Here is a 3272-nt window from a genome sequence, read left to right on the forward strand (position 1 = left end):
GCGTGGCAACGTCCTACTCTCACAGGGGGAAACCCCCAACTACCATCGGCGCTAAGAAGCTTAACTTCTGTGTTCGGCATGGGAACAGGTGTATCCTTCTTGCTATCGCCACCACACTATGTTGTTGTCAAGTGAACTTTGTTCACTCAAAACTGGATAATTCTTCTTTTAATCAAATCATTCCGATACTTCTTAGGTTAAGTCCTCGACCGATTAGTATTGGTCCGCTCCGTTTATCACTAAACTTCCACTTCCAACCTATCTACCTGATCGTCTCTCAGGGGTCTTACTTTCCGAAGAAATGGGAAATCTCATCTTGAGGGGGGCTTCACGCTTAGATGCTTTCAGCGTTTATCCCGTCCACACGTAGCTACCCAGCTATGCTCTTGGCAGAACAACTGGTACACCAGCGGTGTGTCCATCCCGGTCCTCTCGTACTAAGGACAGCTCCTCTCAAATTTCCTGCGCCCGCGACGGATAGGGACCGAACTGTCTCACGACGTTCTGAACCCAGCTCGCGTGCCGCTTTAATGGGCGAACAGCCCAACCCTTGGGACCGACTACAGCCCCAGGATGCGACGAGCCGACATCGAGGTGCCAAACCTCCCCGTCGATGTGGACTCTTGGGGGAGATAAGCCTGTTATCCCCAGGGTAGCTTTTATCCGTTGAGCGATGGCCCTTCCATGCGGAACCACCGGATCACTAAGCCCGACTTTCGTCCCTGCTCGACTTGTAAGTCTCGCAGTCAAGCTCCCTTCTGCCTTTGCACTCTTCGAATGATTTCCAACCATTCTGAGGGAACCTTTGGGCGCCTCCGTTACCTTTTAGGAGGCGACCGCCCCAGTCAAACTGCCCATCTGACAATGTCTCCCAACACGCTAAGTGTTGCGGGTTAGAATGGTCATAACACAAGGGTAGTATCCCACCATTGCCTCCGCCGATACTAGCGTACCGGCCTCCTCGGCTCCTACCTATCCTGTACATGTGTCACAAACACTCAATATCAAATTACAGTAAAGCTCCATGGGGTCTTTCCGTCCTGTCGCGGGTAACCTGCATCTTCACAGGTACTAAAATTTCACCGAGTCTCTCGTTGAGACAGTGCCCAGATCGTTACGCCTTTCGTGCGGGTCGGAACTTACCCGACAAGGAATTTCGCTACCTTAGGACCGTTATAGTTACGGCCGCCGTTTACTGGGGCTTCAATTTTGAGCTTCGCTTGCGCTAACCCATCCTCTTAACCTTCCAGCACCGGGCAGGCGTCAGCCCCTATACGTCATCTTTCGATTTTGCAGAGACCTGTGTTTTTGATAAACAGTCGCCTGGGCCTATTCACTGCGGCTGATCTTGCGATCAGCACCCCTTCTCCCGAAGTTACGGGGTCATTTTGCCGAGTTCCTTAACGAGAGTTCGCTCGCTCACCTTAGGATACTCTCCTCGACTACCTGTGTCGGTTTGCGGTACGGGTAGTTTATTTCTCACTAGAAGTTTTTCTTGGCAGTGTGATGTCAGAGACTTCGGTACTATATTTCCCTCCCCGTCACAACTTGTCCTTAAGGAGAAGCATTTCACTCTTCCTCAGACTCACTGCTTGGCCACACCCTTCCGGTCGTGTGGATCTCTTAACCTCCTGCGTCACTCCATTGCTCAAACAAAATAAACTAGTACAGGAATATCAACCTGTTGTCCATCGCCTACGCCTTTCGGCCTCGGCTTAGGTCCCGACTAACCCTGGGAGGACGAGCCTTCCCCAGGAAACCTTAGTCATACGGTGGACAGGATTCTCACCTGTCTTTCGCTACTCATACCGGCATTCTCACTTCTAAGCGCTCCAGCAGTCCTTACGGTCCACCTTCAACGCCCTTAGAACGCTCTCCTACCATAGGACCATAGGTCCTATCCACAGCTTCGGTAATATGTTTAGCCCCGGTAAATTTTCGGCGCAGGGTCACTCGACTAGTGAGCTATTACGCACTCTTTAAATGGTGGCTGCTTCTGAGCCAACATCCTAGTTGTCTGTGCAACTCCACATCCTTTTCCACTTAACATATATTTTGGGACCTTAGCTGGTGGTCTGGGCTGTTTCCCTTTCGACTATGGATCTTATCACTCACAGTCTGACTCCCGGATATGAATGAATGGCATTCGGAGTTTATCTGAATTCGGTAACCCAAGACGGGCCCCTAGTCCAAACAGTGGCTCTACCTCCATCATTCTCAATCCGAGGCTAGCCCTAAAGCTATTTCGGAGAGAACCAGCTATCTCCAAGTTCGTTTGGAATTTCTCCGCTACCCACACCTCATCCCCGCACTTTTCAACGTACGTGGGTTCGGTCCTCCAGTGCGTTTTACCACACCTTCAACCTGGACATGGGTAGATCACATGGTTTCGGGTCTACGACCACATACTCATTCGCCCTATTCAGACTCGCTTTCGCTGCGGCTCCGGCTCTTCACCTTAACCTCGCATGGAATCGTAACTCGCCGGTTCATTCTACAAAAGGCACGCTATCACCCATTAACGGGCTCTAACTTGTTGTAGGCACATGGTTTCAGGTTCTATTTCACTCCCCTCCCGGGGTGCTTTTCACCTTTCCCTCACGGTACTGGTTCACTATCGGTCACTAGAGAGTATTTAGCCTTGGGAGATGGTCCTCCCGGATTCCGACGGAATTTCTCGTGTTCCGCCGTACTCAGGATACTCATAGGGGGATAAACCATTTTATTTACGGGGCTGTTACCCTCTTCGGCTGACCTTTCCAGGTCGCTTCAACTATGTTTTATCGCTCCCACAATTGAGTCCTACAACCCCAAAGAGCAAGCTCTTTGGTTTGGGCTCTTTCCGTTTCGCTCGCCGCTACTAAGGAAATCGATTTTTCTTTCTCTTCCTGCAGGTACTTAGATGTTTCAGTTCTCTGCGTGTCCCCTCTATTACCTATGAATTGAGTAATAGATAACATCCTATTAAAGATGCTGGGTTTCCCCATTCGGAAATCTCTGGATCATAGCTTACTTACAGCTCCCCAAAGCATATCGGAGTTAGTCCCGTCCTTCATCGGCTTCTAGTGCCAAGGCATCCACCATGTGCCCTTATTAACTTAACCTTGCTAACACTAAGTGTTAGGTTTTGTGATTTCTCACAGATAGCGATATCTGTGTCCATCACTCGTTTTAATCAGCGTTTTGAACTTTAATAAAAAACTCTTTTCAACGCGGTGTTCTCGGTTTGTTTTGATTAATTTTCTTAAATTATCCAGTTTTCAATGAACAAA

2 rRNA genes are annotated in these 3272 nt (G+C 49.4%); both read right to left on the reverse strand.

Annotated features, from left to right (window positions below):
• Positions 1–116: ribosomal RNA gene (gene rrf / locus C7P63_RS10225) — 5S ribosomal RNA — on the reverse strand.
• 77 nt (positions 117–193) lie between these two features.
• Positions 194–3104: ribosomal RNA gene (locus C7P63_RS10230) — 23S ribosomal RNA — on the reverse strand.
• Between the last annotated feature and the right edge of the window lie 168 nt (positions 3105–3272).

Origin of the sequence: Vagococcus humatus (assembly GCF_003950325.1) — a bacterium.
Lineage (GTDB): Bacteria > Bacillota > Bacilli > Lactobacillales > Vagococcaceae > Vagococcus_C > Vagococcus_C humatus.